16 protein-coding genes are annotated in these 15,630 nt (G+C 36.0%); 3 read left to right on the forward strand and 13 right to left on the reverse strand.

All coding sequences use genetic code 11. From position 1 onward, the window contains the following. Positions 1-312 precede the first annotated feature (312 nt). Positions 313-1,101, forward strand: coding sequence for a MerR family transcriptional regulator (locus MHH96_RS21950; protein WP_047944044.1), 789 nt, complete (start codon positions 313-315; stop codon positions 1,099-1,101). Between the two features lie 126 nt (positions 1,102-1,227). On the opposite strand, the gene MHH96_RS21955 is transcribed toward MHH96_RS21950, so the two are convergent. The 3 genes from MHH96_RS21955 to MHH96_RS21965 are packed head-to-tail and all read right to left on the reverse strand — an operon-like array spanning position 1,228 to position 4,307. Beyond that, positions 1,228-2,331, reverse strand: coding sequence for a Gfo/Idh/MocA family protein (locus MHH96_RS21955; protein WP_047944043.1), 1,104 nt, complete (start codon positions 2,329-2,331; stop codon positions 1,228-1,230). A gap of 51 nt (positions 2,332-2,382) precedes the next feature. Next, positions 2,383-3,120 carry a ThuA domain-containing protein gene (locus MHH96_RS21960; protein WP_047944042.1) on the reverse strand — a complete coding sequence of 246 codons (738 nt, stop codon included), beginning with the start codon at positions 3,118-3,120 and terminating at the stop codon, positions 2,383-2,385. A gap of 26 nt (positions 3,121-3,146) precedes the next feature. Then, on the reverse strand, positions 3,147-4,307 hold the full coding sequence (locus tag MHH96_RS21965; RefSeq protein WP_047944041.1) for a Gfo/Idh/MocA family protein: 1,161 nt from the start codon (positions 4,305-4,307) through the stop codon (positions 3,147-3,149). A 133-nt stretch (positions 4,308-4,440) separates the two neighbouring features. Here MHH96_RS21965 and MHH96_RS21970 point away from each other — a divergent pair, with 133 nt between their 5' ends. Beyond that, positions 4,441-5,244, forward strand: coding sequence for a helix-turn-helix transcriptional regulator (locus tag MHH96_RS21970; protein WP_047944040.1), 804 nt, complete (start codon positions 4,441-4,443; stop codon positions 5,242-5,244). A 555-nt stretch (positions 5,245-5,799) separates the two neighbouring features. On the opposite strand, the gene MHH96_RS21975 is transcribed toward MHH96_RS21970, so the two are convergent. The 6 genes from MHH96_RS21975 to MHH96_RS22000 form a co-directional block, all read right to left on the reverse strand. Next, entirely contained in the window at positions 5,800-6,339 is a 540-nt protein-coding gene (locus tag MHH96_RS21975; RefSeq protein ID WP_061800758.1) for a hypothetical protein, read from the reverse strand. 695 nt (positions 6,340-7,034) lie between these two features. Then, positions 7,035-7,274, reverse strand: coding sequence for a YrhC family protein (locus MHH96_RS21980; protein WP_082138418.1), 240 nt, complete (start codon positions 7,272-7,274; stop codon positions 7,035-7,037). 180 nt (positions 7,275-7,454) lie between these two features. Further along, the gene (locus tag MHH96_RS21985) at positions 7,455-8,588 is read right to left on the reverse strand and encodes a bifunctional cystathionine gamma-lyase/homocysteine desulfhydrase (RefSeq protein WP_047944038.1); all 1,134 of its coding nucleotides are present in this window, start codon (positions 8,586-8,588) and stop codon (positions 7,455-7,457) included. Beyond that, on the reverse strand, positions 8,589-9,512 hold the full coding sequence (gene cysK / locus MHH96_RS21990) for a cysteine synthase A (RefSeq protein ID WP_341118021.1): 924 nt from the start codon (positions 9,510-9,512) through the stop codon (positions 8,589-8,591). It lies immediately after the preceding gene. A gap of 136 nt (positions 9,513-9,648) precedes the next feature. Next, positions 9,649-10,341, reverse strand: a complete 693-nt coding sequence (gene mtnN / locus MHH96_RS21995) for a 5'-methylthioadenosine/S-adenosylhomocysteine nucleosidase (RefSeq protein ID WP_061800761.1) — start codon at positions 10,339-10,341, stop codon at positions 9,649-9,651. Between the two features lies 1 nt (position 10,342). Further along, entirely contained in the window at positions 10,343-10,993 is a 651-nt protein-coding gene (locus MHH96_RS22000; protein ID WP_061800766.1) for a class I SAM-dependent DNA methyltransferase, read from the reverse strand. A gap of 232 nt (positions 10,994-11,225) precedes the next feature. Between MHH96_RS22000 and MHH96_RS22005 the strand changes: the two genes are divergently transcribed. Further along, entirely contained in the window at positions 11,226-11,438 is a 213-nt protein-coding gene (locus tag MHH96_RS22005) for a YrzA family protein (protein ID WP_061800767.1), read from the forward strand. A 38-nt stretch (positions 11,439-11,476) separates the two neighbouring features. On the opposite strand, the gene MHH96_RS22010 is transcribed toward MHH96_RS22005, so the two are convergent. From MHH96_RS22010 to udk, 4 genes are all read right to left on the reverse strand, one after another. Continuing rightward, entirely contained in the window at positions 11,477-12,115 is a 639-nt protein-coding gene (locus MHH96_RS22010; protein WP_053215773.1) for a DUF1510 family protein, read from the reverse strand. Positions 12,116-12,246: 131 nt separating this feature from the next. Next, positions 12,247-14,010 (reverse strand): peptidoglycan D,D-transpeptidase FtsI family protein, encoded by a 1,764-nt coding sequence (locus MHH96_RS22015; protein ID WP_061800770.1) that lies wholly within the window; start codon positions 14,008-14,010, stop codon positions 12,247-12,249. A gap of 95 nt (positions 14,011-14,105) precedes the next feature. Next, on the reverse strand, positions 14,106-14,582 hold the full coding sequence (gene greA, locus MHH96_RS22020) for a transcription elongation factor GreA (RefSeq protein WP_047944032.1): 477 nt from the start codon (positions 14,580-14,582) through the stop codon (positions 14,106-14,108). Between the two features lie 410 nt (positions 14,583-14,992). After that, positions 14,993-15,628, reverse strand: coding sequence for a uridine kinase (udk, locus tag MHH96_RS22025; RefSeq protein WP_047944031.1), 636 nt, complete (start codon positions 15,626-15,628; stop codon positions 14,993-14,995). Between the last annotated feature and the right edge of the window lie 2 nt (positions 15,629-15,630).

Consider the following 15,630-nt stretch of genomic DNA (forward strand, 5'->3'; position numbering starts at 1 on the left):
AAATTAATGCTGTGTCTCATGCATTAGAATTTAAGCCTAAGTTAAAAGAAATGATGTTAGGGGGACGACAAGGTATATTAACTATTTTTAATGAAAAAAAACAAGAATAATGATAAATTCGAAAAAAGTTGCAATGTATTATAAAAAAACTAGTTGGATGTTGTAATTACTGGCAGCTAATGTATCAGATTTGGTAATAAACAGACAATCATTAATTTAAATTTTCCTAATAATAAAATTAAAATTAAAAAAGCCCTTGCTTTTGACGTAACGTCAAGTGTTAAAGTTCAATATGAAAGGGAGTGATAACAAATGTCAATGGAGAAAAATTACTCTATTGGAGAATTTGCAAAGCTAACTGGAGTCACTGAACGAACACTGCGTCACTATGATCAGATGGAGCTATTGAAACCTTCTGGATACACAGAACATGGACATCGAATCTATAACAACAATTCCATCGCTCAGCTTCAAAAAATATTAATACTAAAGTTTTTGGATTTGTCACTTGGAGAAATTTCAGAATATCTTAAGCAACCGGAGCAAAATTTAGCAATGACACTGGTCAATCAGGCACAGATGCTGGAAGAAAAGCGAAAACAGATTGAAACGGTTTTACAAGCCATTACCCGCGTTCAAAGTATCGTTTCCGGACCCGAACCCATCAATCACGATTCGTTGCTTGTACTCATTCATGCTTTGAAAAATGAGGAGGCTCGAAATCGTTGGATTAGTGAACATTCGTCCGATTCGGTGCATAATAAGCTACACTCGCATACGGTGCAACTTGAATTAGAAAAGGAAATGGCCACATGGACTGGTAAAATGAAACGATTTATTCAAGAAGGAAAGGCACCTAATGATACTAACGTTCTTGCACACATCGAAGAGATGATATCTGTTATGAAACCTAAAGTAGAACCACTATTAGATGATGTAGCGAGAAAACAGCTCGAAAATAATGAAGGTTCTTTTGAGGAGCCAAATCCTTACTTATTTCCTAGTGCTTTTAACAAAGAAGAAGAGATGTTTATAGGAAAGGCTATGGATGAATTGATTCGCAGTAAGGTATATCTTAATCGGCAAGATAATAGTAATTGATTACGTTCATCAAATTTTCTCCAGCAAGGAGATAAAGGCAATTTATTGTTTAGTCTTTAATTTTAACCCTGTACTTCGATAAAAGCTCGAAGTACAGGAGAAGATATTTTTATTTTGCTCGTGTTTTTAATCGAATTCCTCTTCCTTTCCCTCTAAGGGCAAGGATTTTGGGCGGTCGCATGTACTTTTCATCAGATAATGCTGACCATTATCTGATGAATCATGGAATCCATACATTGCTTCTAAAACGTGATAGGCTAAATCACTATTTGCGCGATATTTTCCACCTTCAATAATTGCTCTGGCCATGTCAGCAACGCCTAGACCTCTATTATTTTGGGTATATCCATAAGTAAGAGGAACTTCTTTAAATTCTTTTTCGTCACGTTTTCTTATTTTCACAGGACCGCTGAAAGTGTTAGGGTCAGGAACAAGTAATGTACCTTCACTTCCATAGACTTCAATAGGAGGTAATGATGTACCGCCGAAGGCATCGAAGCTTGTTGTAATGCTTCCAATTACACCTGAAGCGAAATCAATCACTCCTGAAATATGCGTAGGTATTGATACTTTTAATTTTGTGCCTGCTTTTGGTGTGCTAAGTATCGTTCTTTCTGGATAACTAATGCGAGTGGAACCAGAAATTCGTTTAATCGGTCCTAATAGAGCCACTAATGCTGTTAAGTAATACGGTCCCATATCAAACATAGGACCGCCGCCAGTATCATAATAAAAGGCAGGGTCTGGATGCCAATGCTCATGACCACGGCCAATCATAAAGGCAGATGCACCAATTGGTACTCCTATTTCTCCTTGCTCAATCAGATTAACAGCAGTTTGAATACCAGCACCTAAGAAGGTATCTGGCGCGCTACCAACAAGAAGATTATGCTTTTTAGCAGCTTCTAAAATTAGTTGTCCTTCCTCGCGTGTCACAGCAAGTGGCTTTTCTGTATAGACATGTTTACCGGCCTCTAATGCCTGGATGCTTACGGAGGCATGCGCTTTAGGAATTGTTAAGTTTATCACTAGTTCTATCTCTGGATCCGAGAGTAGTTCTGCAACGGAATAGGCCAATGGTATACCGAATTTTTCGGCTTGAGAACGGGCACGCTCTGTATCTAAATCTGCACAAGCCACAAGCTCGAGATAAGGAAGCTTCGGGCAGTTTTCCATATAAATGGAACTGATATTTCCACAACCAATGATGCCAATTTTAAGTTTTCTCATAAGAAATCCTCCGCTTCATTATGTTTCTTATAATATTTGCTGTATCCTTCCTTATTGACTGTCCCCCATACCTGTATAGTTACGTACGTTTTCATAACTAGAAGCCGTGTCTACATTTTCAATACGTTTTTTTCCTTCAGAGGCCCATAGAAATCCGCGGCGCATAATGAGTGAAACTTCTGGCATAGCAACGATATTAGCTTGATGCCCTAATGAATTATAAAACACATTTCCCAAGCCCCAGCGTTTGGTCCAAACTACAGGCATATCTACTGCTTTATTGGCAGAGTGTGGTCCATGAATAACCGGGAAGCGGGTGGTAGCGAGCACTTCAACGGCAGGATCGTAATGAAGATAATATTGCTCACTAGTAACTTTAAAATCCGAGAGCCCCTCTAATAGTGGACTAGAAGTATGTTTTATATTGACCATGTACTCTACGCCATCATTTCCAGGATGGGCAACCCAATTACCGCCAGTCATAAATTGCCAGTCAACATTATTACGAAAGGAATCACACATTCCACCATGGCATCCAGCTAGACCAACACCAGAAGCTACTGCTTCAGAAATATTTAAGATATACTTTTTTTCAATTTCTCCCATTGTCCAGTGGGGAACAATTAGATCTAACCCTTTTAATTTTTCTTTGTCTGCGTAGGAGTCTAATGAATTAGATACTTCTACTTGGAAGTTCTCTTCTTCGAGGATTCTTTTAAAAATTTCTGCTATCTGTTCAGGCTGATGACCATCCCAGCCACCCCAAACGATTAATGCATTTTTTTTCATAGTATAAGCAACTCCCTTAACTTTTTTTAAACGTCAGAAATTCGTATCCATTGACGATTTTGAATGGATAAATCAACGGCTTCTAAGACTTCCTGGCACTTTACACCATCACGGAAGTTCGGAACAGGCTGTCGATCTTGCCGGAAGGATTCCATAAGTTCAACCATCTCGTGAATAAATGTATGCTCATAGCCAATCGTATGCCCTGGCGGCCACCAATTTTCAGCAAAGGCGTGCGAAGGGTCAGTTGCTAATACACGGCGAAATCCTTGCACATCCTCCTTATCATCTGTGAAATACACTTGTAGCTCATTCATTCGTTCAAAATCGAAGATAACGCTTCCTTTACTTCCGTTGATTTCAAAAGAATTTGTACAGCGATGCCCTGTAGCAAAACGGGTAGCTTCAAAGCTTCCTAAAGCACCGTTCGCAAAACGAGCCAAAAATAGTGTCGCGTCATCTACAGTCACTTCAGCTTTTTTATCACTATCACTACCTTTTGCTGATAAGCCCATCATCTGTGAAGGAATTGGCCGTTCTTTTATAAAGGTCTCATTCATACCGATAACTTCTGTAATATCTCCGATTAAATAGTGAGACAGATCTATGAGATGCGCTCCAAGATCCCCATGAGAACCGGAACCAGCAATTTCCTTTTGAAGTCTCCATGCTAGAGGGAAATTGGGATCTACAAGCCAATCCTGTAAAAACCAAGCACGGAAATGATAGATCTCTCCAAGACGTCCTTCTTCTATAAGTTTCTTAGCGAGCATAACAGCAGGGGCAAAGCGATAGTTAAATCCAACCATATGTTTGATACCAGCAGATTCCACTAAATCAAGCATTTCACGTGAGTCTTCCAATGTAAGCGCTAACGGTTTTTCACAAAAAACATGCTTGCCGGCCTTAGCAGCGGCAATAGTAATTTCTTTATGTACATTACTAGGTGCGTTTATATCGATTAAATCAATGTCATCTCGTTCTAGGAGGCTCTTCCAGTCGGTTGTATATTCCTCCCAGCCAAATTGTTTGGCTGCAACTGTCACACCATTTTGATCTCGCCCACAAATAACCTTCATTTCAGGATGAACAGTATTTGGGAAAAAGAGTGGAAGATCCCGATAAGCGTGACTGTGTGCTTTACCCATAAATTTATAGCCGACCATTCCAATTCGAAGTTTTTCCATAGCGTGTCTCCTTTTCATATAATAAAATAACGATGTTACCAATAAATCTATCATCAATAGGTTTGACACAACAAGTAAAAACTTATATAATCCTAGACAAAATTTAGTATTCACTAAAGGATGGTTTTTTCGTATGTTAATATATGAAGCACACCATTTTAATTTAATAGCAAACTATCAAACGGTTGATTTAAACTTTCCAAGTCATCTGCACCGTTGCTTTGAAGTATTATTCCTCCTTGAGGGAGAAATGGAAGTTATTATTAGTCAAAAAAATTATCATGTGAGGGCTGGACAATTTTTATTAATATTGCCTTATGAAATTCATTCATTTATTACAAAATCTCATTCTCGTGCTAATATTTGTGTCTTTTCGCCTGAATATGTCCCCACTTTTTATAAGATGATAGAAAATAGTTCCCTGAAAAATCCGATTTTCAACCTATCATTGGCAGCCAATACCCTGTTCACTAAGGCGCTTTTTAACGATAATGCAAATCTTCTTGAACAAAAAGCATCTCTTTATCTGTTATTATCTGAGCTAATGGAACAAACAAGCTTAATTCAAGGAGAAAAGCAAGATCAAGATTTATTACATAAATTATTAACTTACATCCAGAATCATTTTACCGAAGCCATTTCTTTAAAAAATATCGCTAGTAACTTGGGGTACAATTATAATTACTTATCGAAATATTTCAACAACAATGTTAATATGTCTTTTGTTGATTTTTTAAACGGAACAAGAGTGAATCATGCATCCTATCTTTTAATTTATTCAGATAAAAATATCTCGGAGATAGCTTTTTTATGTGGTTATGAAAGTATACGTTCATTCAATCGAAACTTTCTAAAGATAAAACAATGTACACCAAAGGAGTATCGAGAAAGGCACCCTCGGCAGTTTAGTGATCTGGATCCTTTTCTTACTATCTGATTTCTAAATCAAGGTTTTAAGGTATGAGACTTTTAGTTTGTATGCATGTGCTTTTGACATTCCACGCAAGAAGTTTTGATCTGCTTAAGTAAATGAAATGGACTTGGAAAAGAAAAATAAGACTGTCCACTTTTTGCGGACAGTCTTATTTTTAAACAGTTGATGAAGAGGAAGAATAGTCTTTCCATTCGGCTATATAGAAGGGAATAAAGGACAATAAAAAAGAAGCTCGTAGCATCCACTAAGTTTATTTCCTTTGTATAGAACTTATGGCAGCTCGGTTCTTCTGTTATTTAATCTATTACTTTAAAATATTTGAAGCAATTACAACGATAATTATAACAGAGAGAATAAGTATGGCTGTCCTTTTGTTGTCTTTCATTTAAACACCTCTTATAAAATAACAAGTATTATAAATTTCATAAAGATAACCATTAACTATATTGCGCTATTCTTCCCCAGAAGACTTATATATATCCAATAGCGTTAATCCATCTTGAATCAACGAACCTGGTTACTTTACATGTAATGCTGCAAATAATTTTACTGATAAGATTAATTTTTTAAATTATCCAGTATAACATTTATTACTTCTGCTGCTTGTAAGGTACCATCAATAACAAAGTCTGCATCAGGTTTAATTGTTTCAAGCATATTTAGATAACCACGCCTACCTCTAGAAGTGTAATTTTTCATCTCCGATAAAATATCCTCCGTTGAGCTATTGCAAAAATCTCTAGTTACTCTCCGTGCCAATGCAATGTCTAATGGAGTATCAATAAATATGGAGAAATCAATGAATTTACTTACTTGACTATGTTTATAAGAAAATGGAAAGTCTAAGATTATATAATCAAGCGATTCCGTTAATAAAACTTGTAAGTCCTTTATTAAAGGACTTACATCCCAATCATTAGCGTCTCCTCCATTATCTACCCAGTTAATAATATCATCTGGACCATTGAAATTATATTCATCAAAGAACAGTATCTTTGAATTATGTAATTTCTGATTTAATAGCTTGGTTATTGTTGTTTTTCCTCCTCCAGATACAGCAGAAATGGCAATAACAAATTGTGTTTTTTCTTTTATCATATCGGCCTCCATTCACTTTAATAATATATTTATTCTTTATTAATCCAAATTTTCCCTGCTTGCGCTAATCTGCCCTGTTTATTATATAAGAATATTTTCCACACAACACTAGAGGAACTGCTTTAATTGATCAATAAGCGCAGTTATATAGGGATAACCTAATAGTTAGTAAACAAAGCCTATGACTTTCTTAATAAAGGCCTTAAATAGTCAAATTTTCAGACTACTAAGTACAAGCCATTACTTCATATAGATTAATGAGGTGATGACAACTTGAAGATCAACATTATCGAAGGTCCTAATACGAATAAAGTTATCCAAGATTGCTATCATTATATTGTAAAGAAATAAAGAGAGGAGCAAAATAACCTTGATAGGGATTTACGCAAGGGTGTCGACAGAGGAACAATTAAAGGGGTTCAGCATCTCAAGTCTCTTTTCATTGACCAGCAAACACTCTTTTACCTTTTTTCTCGGTCTCTCTTCCTTCCGGGCACAGAGCCCGTTTCTCTGTTACCTTCTCCCTCTTCTCCTCTTCCTTTCAAGCGCAGATCGTGATAACAACAAACATCATAAAGCAATCTTTAAACAAATAAAAAACCCAAACAATTATACGAAGTTTCCACAGCCAATTCCTATAAGTTCGGGTGTTGCTTTAGCTGGCATCTCATTGTCTAACATCCTTTTCCTCTCCATCACGATTCTTTCCATTTATCCAAAAGTTTTTTTAATTTCTTCGCTTTGGCAAAGAATAAAATCGAAACACTTAAGAAGACAATCGAAGTAATAAGCATGCCCTCATTATAACCTGTTACCTTATCCATTTTAGGAATAATTACTCCTATATAAAAAAATGCTCCAACAGCTAGCAAAACGGTGCCAAATTGCTGATAATCAGATATCTTATCTGTTAAAATTTTTATCTTTTTCTCCATTTCTTCCCCTACTTTCTACTAAACTATATAATTACCATAACATAGGAATAGTAGAATAAGCTTTATGAAATCAATAGCTAAATTGTGATATTATGGAAATATTATTGTTCTCCATCACGATTCATCCATAAAAAAGAGATTTACAAATAGGTTTACTATCCATAAATCTCTTGTCAATCATTATTGTAATGCCTGTTTTAGATCTTCCATTAAATCTTCTACATCTTCTAATCCAACGGAAATTCTCACAAGACCATCTGTTATCCCTAGCTCTGCTCTTCTTTCAGCAGGAATGGAGGCATGTGTCATTCTTGCTGGAACTGAGATTAAGCTTTCTACAGCCCCTAAACTTTCTGCAAGTGTAAAATACTTCACTTTATCTAACAGCTTATCAGCATTTTCGGCACTTCCCACATCAAAACTTACCATTCCTCCAAAACCAAGTGCTTGTTTCTTGCTAATTTCATGATTTGGATGTGCAGGCAGTCCTGGATAATATACTTTTGTAATGGCTGGATGTTTTTCTAGAAATGCAACGATTTGTCTTGTATTACTTTCATGCTCTTCCATTCTAATTCCTAGTGTTTTCATCCCTCTTATTAATAGCCAAGAATCATGTGGTCCTAACACACCTCCTGTTGAATTTTGCACAAAATGAAGCTCTTCTCCTAATTTTTCGTCCTTTACAACAACAAGGCCGGATACCACATCACTATGACCACCAAGATATTTTGTGGCACTATGAAGGACAATATCCGCTCCCAATGTTAATGGCGTTTGCCAATAAGGAGTAGAAAAAGTATTATCAACAATCGTTAATAATCCATTTTCTTTTGCGACTCGTGAAACGGCTTCAATATCTGTGATTTTTAATAAGGGATTCGTTGGTGTTTCAATATACAAAGCTACTGTATTTTCTTTTATAGCCTCTTGAATATTGTTAATATCACTTGTATCAATAAAGGTTGCCTCTATTCCAAACTTATTTAGAACCTTTGTCATCACACGGAAGGTTCCTCCATATACATCGTCTGTTAAGAGGATATGATCCCCCTTCTTAAATAGCATCATAACCGCAGTAATTGCCGCCATACCAGAACTAAATGCAAAGCCCCTTGTACCTTCTTCTAAATCCTTGATAAGCTCTTCTAATGCATGGCGAGTAGGGTTTCCAGTTCTAGAGTATTCAAAGCCTTTATGATTGCCAATTCCGTCTTGTTTATAAGTGCTTACTTGATAAATCGGAACGTTGACTGCTCCTGTGTGCGGGTCTCCAGGAATTCCACCATGTATTAATTTTGTTTTTCTTTTCATTTAAATCCCTCCATTAAATATTTTTTTGCTCATATAACGATCACTTGAGTCTGGAAAAACTACAACGATATTACTGCCACTTTCTGCTCTCTGCGCTTCCTGTACAGCGGCATATAAAGCGGCTCCAGAGGAACTTCCTACAAGCAAACCTTCTTTTTGAGCTGCAAGCTTCACATACTCAAATGCATCTAAATCAGAAACGGTATAAATTTGGTCAAAATAGCGGGTATCCATATAGCCTGGTATGAATTCCATCCCAATTCCTTCCGTTTTATGTGGTCCACTTTTCCCACCATTTAAAATAGAGCCTTCTGGTTCTACTACTACCGCTTTGACAGCTGGATTTTGTTCTTTTAAATAGCGGGCTGTTCCCATAAAAGTACCGCCTGTGCCAGCACCAGCAACAAATATGTCAACCTGATGATTTAATTGCTCCCATATTTCTGGCCCCAGTGTTTTATAATAAGTATTTGGATTTGCTTCATTTTCAAATTGTCCTGGTACATAAGCATTAGGTATGTTCCGCTGCAACTCTCTCGCTTTTTCAATTGCCCCTTGCATGCCTAAGGAAGTAGGCGTATGAATTATCTCCGCCCCTAATGCCTTCATAATTTCCTGCTTTTCGATACTAAATTTTTCAGGAACACAAACTATTACCTTTATTCCTGTATTTAATGCGGCAAGAGCTAGCCCAATACCTGTATTACCGGCAGTAGGCTCGATAATGGTTCCACCTTTAGTAAGCTTTCCACTCTTTATCGCTTCTTGAATTAATTCATAACCCAGTCTATCTTTTATGCTTCCACCCGGATTACAAAATTCTAATTTCGCATATAAATGAACATTTTTAGGTAATGAAAAATGAGTCAATTCAAGCATTGGTGTATGACCTATTAACTCATGTACATTTCGATAAACATTCAAACTCCACACCTCCCACTTATTTTCCCCCTATATAACAAGTTTCTTCCTAACCAAAAAATTCTTTAAACTTATTATTCACAGTTGTTTACTCGCATTTAAAAAGAAAGAAAGGAAGGGTTTCCCCTTCTGTCCTTCTTTATATTCTTTCAACTATTCCTAATACGAGATTTGCTGAATGAACAGCCGCCTTTTCTAAATATTGGTCAAAAGATAAATGGGATTCCTTCCCAGCAATATCAGATAAAGAGCGAATAATAACAAATGGAATATTATGTTGATAAGCAACCTGAGCGATTGCAGCTGCTTCCATTTCAACAGCTTGAAGATTCTCAAATTTTGATTTAATAAAGGCTGCCTTTTCTGGTTGATTGATAAAAGAGTCACCAGTTGTAATTAAACCTGTTACTACAGAATGATTGCCAATTTCCTTTGCACTTTGTTCTGCTGCGGCAATTAACCTTTCATTCGCCTTAAAGCTTGCTGGCATTTGTGGAACTTGGCCGTATTCATAACCAAAAATAGTGGCATCTACGTCATGATGACGTACTTCATTCGAAATAACAACGTCTCCAACTTCAAGTGTTGGATTTAATCCTCCTGCTGAACCCGTATTGATTAAATAGTCTGGTTTAAATGTTTGCAATAGAATTGTTGTACTCATTGCTGCATTCACTTTTCCTATGCCGGAACGAAGTAAAACAACCTCTTTCCCAAATAATTCACCTTCAATAAACTGAAATCCAACGTTTGTCTGTTCTTTTTTATTTGCTATTTTTGCACGTAATAAAGTTACTTCTTCTTCCATTGCACCGATTATTGCGATTTTCAATTCACTTACCTCTTTCGCTTATTTTTTCCCCTTCCATCATCCATACAAAGTCGTTCATCTTCTCAAAATATGTGGAAAAACCGTTCTTCTCTAAAATTTCAGTTAGAATGGGAATTGTTGTATAATACTCTCTTTGCAAGTCTTCTGCTAAATGATGCTGCTCTTTCTCCTTGGCATTCTTAATTGCCTCATTGTACGCATCTTTAGTGACATACATGGTATCTGCAAACACTATTTTACCACCTAAAGGGAGGAGATTACTATACTGTTTAACCGCTTCTTCTTTTTCTTGATCGGTTAAGTGATGAAAAGCATAAGTACTTACAAAAGTATCTGGTTGGTGATCTAGTTTAAAGTGAAGAAAATCCCCATCTATTATTGTTGCTTTTGTATTAATTTTCTCCAGCGCCAACTTCCTCATCGCAGGCGATGGTTCTATGGCAGTAACCGTTAAACCCTTCTCAATCAGTTTAACAGTTAGATTTCCTGTACCTGACCCAAATTCAACAACATGCCCTGTGGCGCGTTCTGCCACCATTTTTAATATATAATCGTACTTATGAAAAACAGCTTCGTATTCTTTATTGTTAGTGAGACTGTCATCGTAAGAATCCGCCCATTGTTCAAAAATCTCAAGAAACTCTTTTCCCATAGCATTGCACCCCTGTTATCTTAAATATATAATTCCTATAAGTATACTATGGTTTTAAATATTTCTTGTTCTTAATTTATCATATCTTTCTTTTTGTAATCAAGATGTTAAAAATAGTAAGTTTATTCCCTATTTTCAATCTTTTATCAGACTGTTTTTATGTATTATTATTATTCCATTGTCTTCTTATGTTATGATATTTTTACTGTTAGGAAGAAAGGAAGTTTTAAGCATGAATATCCAATTAGAAATGATAGAAGATAAGGTAGAGTTTTTTGAAGGAGAGAGTCTAAAAGCAATCGAGAAAAAAATCAATGAACAAGTAGAAGTCAATAAAGCTATATTGCTATCAGTACACTCTGTCGCCCATCAAGTTACTTTACTAGAGAATGGTCGGCCTTATTACACAGCCGTTGTCCATTTTAAAATGAAAAAGCAGTTTTAAACAAAAAAAGAACTGGAGCTTTATTCTCCAGTTCGAGTTTAACGAATATTTAAGTCTTTTATTTCTTCTACCTTCGTTGGTTTCCAGCCACTTCCATCTACCCATTCTATATATACTCTATATTTTTCAGATTTATCTTTAGATGATACTGTTCCAATAGACTTCTGAGGATCATGATTGTTATTACCAAGGAACCAAACAGTCATATTCCCGCTATCTAAGCCGGTTGCATAAGATAATGCTTTAATTTGTTCGTTCCAGTCTACCCCTTCTGAATAAGTAGCTACATGCTCTCCTGTTTGGGATGTTCCAACAGGCTGCCAGGAAGTATTCTCAATCGTTTTAATAACATTCGAGTCACTGCCGCCTTCTGTGACAATTTCCTCCCCATCAGATTCCTTTTCCTCTTCTGAAGTAGTGTTCTCCTCTTTATTATCTGATTCAGTCGTCGAAGCAGCTGTTTCATGCTCATCCGATACTTCTTGTCCTGATTTCGGTTCGTTTGCTTTATTTTTAGCTGTATTTTTTTCATCATTTGTATGAAAAATAGAATACGATACGAATACAATTAGTATAATCACAGCAACGATTAATCCATTTAAAATAAGATTCGTTTTCTTTCTTTTGGAACGTTGTGCGTATCTTGTTTTACCTTCATTATTTATTTCATTACTCAAGGTGTTTCTCCTCCTATTTCCTTTCCATTTCCTCTTTATATAAGTTGATTTAACTCTTACTTTTCTTCTTTCACTGTACATATTTTAACATGGCAGTACACTTTTAGAAAAGCAGGAACCCTATCGGAGTATTAGGGGGCTGCATTTTTCTGCTTTTTATCGATTCCTTTAACCACCTCTGCAAATAGTTGATTGACCCCGCCTTCATCTGAATAAACATCTAAATTCACTGTTACTAAGGCATATTTAGGCTTCTCATAAGGAAAATAACCTGCAAACCATTTATTATGTAACTGCTTCTCCTCTTTATATACGCCAGTTTCTGCGGTTCCAGATTTTCCAGCAACTTTATAGGGTAGCTCTTGAAACCATCTGCCAGTTCCTTTATTGTTTGTAACAACTTCTCTTAGTAATTTTTGGAGTCTTGAGGCGGTATAAGGAGATATTTTTTCTCCATCTAACTCTTGCTTATCAAAGGAGTAAAAGGTTGTGCCATTTTTGTATTGAATATCTGAAACAACTCTGACACTTTCCTTTTCTCCTCCTCTAGCAATAGTCGCCATCATATTTGCCACTTCTAATGGTGTAACCCGTACCTCATGCTGTCCGATTCCCGTTAATGCAACATAGTTCTTATCCCTTTTCGCTTCCTCATTCAAAAAAACTCTTCCCATTTCTTCGCCACTAAACTGTTTAAAATCAGTAGAATGAAAAACACTGCCTCGCCACCCCACTAGACTAGTCAACGATAATTTAGCTGCATATTCCTCGATTAAATTCTCATCGATATCACTTAACTCCTTCGCTATTGTCCCAAAAGTATTGTTACAACTAACCGCAAAGCTTTCTGTAAAGTTTAACATCCCATGCTGATATGTTAAATCTTCTTCGCCATTGATCTTCTTGCTACAATCATATTGCTTATTGTTATCATCCAATTTATGATCGATTGCAGCTGCTGCAATGACTGTTTTAAAGACAGAGCCGACAATCTGCTGTTTTAGCATATAGTTATTAACTCCGTCTGTCTGATAAGGATCTGCTTCATTTATCTTCGGCCTAGAAACCATTGCAGCAACCGAATTATCCTCTAGATCTAACAGAACTAGTCCACCCTTCTTTATGCCTTGCTCATCTACCAAGTCTTCTGCCATCTGCTGTAAATCCGTGTCTATGGTGGTGCGTACATTTACAGGATAAAAGGGATTTGCTGGTTCCACATATTTAACATTTAAGCCAAAGAGTGGTCCTCCTTTTGCATCCACATGATAGACAAGCTTCGATTCGCCATCAGGCAAAAGAAATTCATCAAAGCTTCTTTCTAAGCCTGTTAATCCAATTAATGTTGAACCCCCCAGCTTTCTATCAGGATATCGCTTTCCTAATTGCTCTTCATTTTGACCAGTGATTCCTAGCAGTTGTTCAGCGATAGTATTATTGATATGAAACTTTTTCTCTGCTGCAAAAACACCTGGAATCTTCAGTTGATTGATAGCAGACATCTGCCTGCTTGTTAATTCCAATGGTTCCTTTCCTCCAAAGACTACCGGATCTTTTGCATCGATTATGCTATTCTTTACATTGTATTCACTTGTCCCAATAATATCCGCTACTTTTTTGCTATCCCAATCCATTTTATTTAAAAAAGGAAATAATATTAAAACTGCTTTTGTCTGATGTGTAAGTGAATTTCCATGTTTATCAAGAAAGGTTCCACGACCATTATCCAAAAGCATTTCTTGTGATCTTTGTTTTACACTTGCTTCCACCAAATTAATATTATGCTTGGTAAAATGATTTGTCTCTATTAACTGCACTTGTATTAGCCTTCCTAGCAATATACATAAAGCAAATAAAAAAAGGATACCGATGCCAACTATTCTTTTTCTCCACATAAATAAAACACCTCATCAAGAGTGTTGACGAGGTGTCTCATTTATAAACAAGTCAGTGATAACTTTTTATTCGGTTATCCATTCCATTAAATTACTTATTTAATTGTAACGATTTGTACATTCATTTCTCCACCTGGAGTTTGTACAATTACTTTATCGCCAACTTTTTTGCCAATTAAGCTTTTAGCAATTGGAGAATCGTTTGAAATCTTCCCTTCGAATGGGTCTGCTTCCGCACTACCAACGATTGTATATGTTTCTTCTTCACCGTCTGGAAGCTCGACGAATGTAACAGAACTACCAAGGGAAACCGTGTCGCGATCCAGCTCATCTTCCGAGATAATTTTCGCATTTCGAATCATATTTTCAATCGTAGTGATACGTCCCTCCACAAAGGCTTGTTCTTCCTTTGCAGAATCATACTCTGAGTTTTCGGATAAGTCACCGAAACTACGTGCAATTTTAATACGTTCTACAACTTCTTTACGTTTAACTGTTTTTAACTGTTCTAGTTCCTGTTCTAATTTTTCTTTACCTGCTAATGTCATTGGAAATTCTTTTTCGATTGCCAAAATCTTCACTCCTTCAAGTATGGGATTAATGAATAGCCATGAAGCTATTTGTAAAACCCCTAATAAATATGTATTTAAAGATAATAGCACGACAACTTAGAAATGGACGCGCTTTTTTTTCTAATAGAATGAGTTTAATACGGATTGAAGAAAAAAGAAAGCATTTTCTATTAGATTGTCTGTAATGATTTAACATTTTTTCACTATTTAGTGATTTTTGTTAAAAGAATAATTATTTTATGAAATTAAAATAGGATAAAATAATCAAATATCATTACAGAAAGCTTCTTTTTACTCATCCCGTTATTTTACCCCATTGGTTTCTTACATAATCCATATTTGGAAAAATAGGCTGTCTATAATGGAACAGCCTATCTGTCAGAAATTTTGCATGAATACTATCTATTGTTTCATAAAAGCGATTTTTGTTCAAGAATTGTTTGAATTTTAGTAACCATAAGATCAATGGCGACGTGATTATGACCGCCCTCTGGAATTATAATATCTGCATATCTTTTGGTTGGTTCAATAAATTGATTATGCATGGGACGAACTACATTAACATATTGTTCAATTACAGAGTCAATCGTTCTACCTCTTTCTTTGATATCCCTCATTAATCTTCTGATAATGCGTAAATCCGCATCTGTATCAACAAATAACTTCATATCCATTAAATCACGAAGACCTTCATCCTCCAGTATGAGGATACCTTCCACAATGATTACATCCTTAGGTTCAACTAAGATCGTTTCATCAGAGCGAGTATGCATAGCATAATTATATACTGGCTTTTCCACCGCTTCATAATCTAATAATTTTTGAATATGATCAATTAATAATTCTGTATCAAATGCTAATGGATGGTCATAATTTGTTTTTAATCTTTCCTCAAATGGTAAATGAGATTGATCTTTATAGTAATAATCCTGTTCGATCATTAAAATCGAATGTCCTTTAAAATGGTCAAATATAGCTTTGGTCACACTTGTTTTTCCAGATCCGGAGCCACCTGCGACACCAATAACTACTGGTTTCGGCTGCATGC

This window comes from Niallia sp. FSL K6-0212 (assembly GCF_038007605.1).
GTDB classification, from domain to species: Bacteria; Bacillota; Bacilli; order Bacillales; family Cytobacillaceae; genus Niallia; species Niallia circulans.

Bases quoted from the DNA above. Each gene is read 5' to 3' on its own strand.
- MHH96_RS21955 (WP_047944043.1), bottom strand. From the start codon at position 2,331: ATGAGAAAACTTAAAATTGGCATCATTGGTTGTGGAAATATCAGTTCC.
- MHH96_RS22005 (WP_061800767.1), top strand. From the start codon at position 11,226: ATGAATATCCAATTAGAAATGATAGAAGATAAGGTAGAGTTTTTTGAA.
- MHH96_RS21975 (WP_061800758.1), bottom strand. From the start codon at position 6,339: ATGATAAAAGAAAAAACACAATTTGTTATTGCCATTTCTGCTGTATCT.
- MHH96_RS21980 (WP_082138418.1), bottom strand. From the start codon at position 7,274: ATGGAGAAAAAGATAAAAATTTTAACAGATAAGATATCTGATTATCAG.
- MHH96_RS21985 (WP_047944038.1), bottom strand. From the start codon at position 8,588: ATGAAAAGAAAAACAAAATTAATACATGGTGGAATTCCTGGAGACCCG.
- MHH96_RS22000 (WP_061800766.1), bottom strand. From the start codon at position 10,993: ATGGGAAAAGAGTTTCTTGAGATTTTTGAACAATGGGCGGATTCTTAC.
- MHH96_RS22015 (WP_061800770.1), bottom strand. From the start codon at position 14,010: ATGTGGAGAAAAAGAATAGTTGGCATCGGTATCCTTTTTTTATTTGCT.
- MHH96_RS21970 (WP_047944040.1), top strand. From the start codon at position 4,441: ATGTTAATATATGAAGCACACCATTTTAATTTAATAGCAAACTATCAA.
- MHH96_RS21965 (WP_047944041.1), bottom strand. From the start codon at position 4,307: ATGGAAAAACTTCGAATTGGAATGGTCGGCTATAAATTTATGGGTAAA.
- MHH96_RS21960 (WP_047944042.1), bottom strand. From the start codon at position 3,120: ATGAAAAAAAATGCATTAATCGTTTGGGGTGGCTGGGATGGTCATCAG.
- MHH96_RS21950 (WP_047944044.1), top strand. From the start codon at position 313: ATGTCAATGGAGAAAAATTACTCTATTGGAGAATTTGCAAAGCTAACT.
- udk (WP_047944031.1), bottom strand. From the start codon at position 15,628: ATGCAGCCGAAACCAGTAGTTATTGGTGTCGCAGGTGGCTCCGGATCT.